The sequence below is a fragment of the Pseudoalteromonas sp. TB25 genome (assembly GCF_000497995.1).
GTDB lineage: Bacteria > Pseudomonadota > Gammaproteobacteria > Enterobacterales > Alteromonadaceae > Pseudoalteromonas > Pseudoalteromonas distincta.
Genome location: NZ_AUTI01000116.1, coordinates 1 through 1824, shown reverse-complemented (window position 1 = coordinate 1824; position 1824 = coordinate 1). Strand labels below are relative to the sequence as shown.

Here is a 1824-nt window from a genome sequence, read left to right as displayed (position 1 = left end):
GGCTACCGGTGCAATGGCACTGTTAATGGTAACGCTGGTTAAAGACCATGGTTTGGAATACTTACTGGTTGCTACCTTACTCACTGGTGTACTACAAATATTTGCAGGCTTTTTAAAGCTCGGTGAATTAATGCGCTTTGTATCGCGCTCTGTTGTAACAGGGTTTGTAAATGCGCTGGCGATTTTAATATTTATGGCGCAGTTACCTGAGCTGACTAATGTTACTTGGCATGTTTATGCGATGACCGCAGCGGGCTTAGGTATTATTTACTTATTTCCGTATATTCCAACTATTGGCAAAATATTTCCCTCTCCTTTAGTGTGTATTGTTGTTATTACACTGGTTTCAATATTTTTGGGTCTTGATATAAGAACCGTTGGCGACATGGGCGAACTACCAGACACTCTACCTATATTCTTATGGCCCGATGTCCCCCTAACACTCGAAACACTGCAAATTGTTTTACCGTATTCAATTGGTCTTGCTGTTGTGGGCTTACTTGAGTCAATGATGACCGCCACTATTGTTGATGACTTAACTGATACAACGAGCGATCGTAATAAAGAATGTAAGGGCCAAGGTATTGCTAATATTGGCGCAGGCTTATTTGGTGGTATGGCGGGTTGCGCTATGATTGGGCAATCAATTATTAATGTTAAATCGGGTGGTCGCGGCAGGCTTTCTACCTTTATTGCAGGCTCATTTTTAATCATCATGGTGGTGTTTTTAGATGAATGGCTGCAGTTAATTCCTATGGCAGCCTTAGTTGCGGTAATGATTATGGTATCGATTGGTACGTTTTCGTGGACATCTGTTAAGGATTTAAAAAAGAACCCGCTTTCATCAAATGTAGTGATGATTTCCACCGTTATTGTGGTTGTTGCCACGCATAACCTAGCCATTGGCGTTTTAGTTGGTGTGTTGTTAGCTACGTTGTTTTTTGCCAATAAAATTGGTCGCTTTATGGTGGTTAAAACCAAGCATGATGAAAGCAACGATAAAATAACCTATGAAGTCGTTGGCCAAGTATTTTTTGCCTCAGCTGAGCAATTTATTGCATCGTTCGATTTTAAAAATGCGGTTTCTAACGTGGTAATTGATTTAACCCATGCACATTTTTGGGATATAACTGGTGTATCGTCACTCGACAAGGTGGTTATTAAATTTAGGCGTGAAGGCGCAACGGTTAGTATTATTGGTATGAATAGCGCAACCGAAACTGTAATTGATAAATTTGGTGTGCATAACAACCCTGAAGAAGTCGAAAAACTACTTGGCGGACATTAAGGAGAATGCAATGACTAAAATAATTACCTATGTAGATGGCTCAGCCATTACTAAAAATGTAACCGATGCTGCTATTTGGGCTTCAAAAAAGCTAAATAAACCAATTAGCTTTGTGCATACAATTGAAAAAACGCAGCAAACTAATATCGGCGACTACTCTGGTAGTATTGGGCTTGGTGCACAGTCAACACTTCTTGATGAAATGACTAAGCTTGACGAACAACGCTGCAAAGTAAGTTTAAAAATGGCTGACGAATTATTAAATTCAGTAAGTGAGCATGCTAAATCGGCAGGTGTTACTAATTTTGAACTAATTAAGCGCCACGGTGATTTGCTCGATACCGTTATAGACTTAAAAGACGATACACGCCTTATTGTTATTGGCCAAAATGGTGCTGGACATAGTAATAGCTTCGCGGTGCTGGGCTCACATATAGAAACCTTAGTGCGCAATGCAACACAACCTATTTTGCTTATTCCTGAAACATTTAAACAGCCTAAATCATTTATGATTGCGTACGACGGCCGCGAAACAG

2 protein-coding genes are annotated in these 1824 nt (G+C 40.1%); both read left to right on the top strand.

Going from position 1 to position 1824, the window contains the following annotated elements:
• Positions 1–1288 (top strand): SulP family inorganic anion transporter (locus L652_RS0102440; protein ID WP_024596347.1); only part of this gene is annotated, 1288 nt, incomplete at its 5' end.
• Between the two features lie 10 nt (positions 1289–1298).
• Positions 1299–1824, top strand: a 526-nt coding sequence (locus tag L652_RS0102435) for a universal stress protein (RefSeq protein ID WP_024603253.1), incomplete at its 3' end; no start/stop codon positions are given.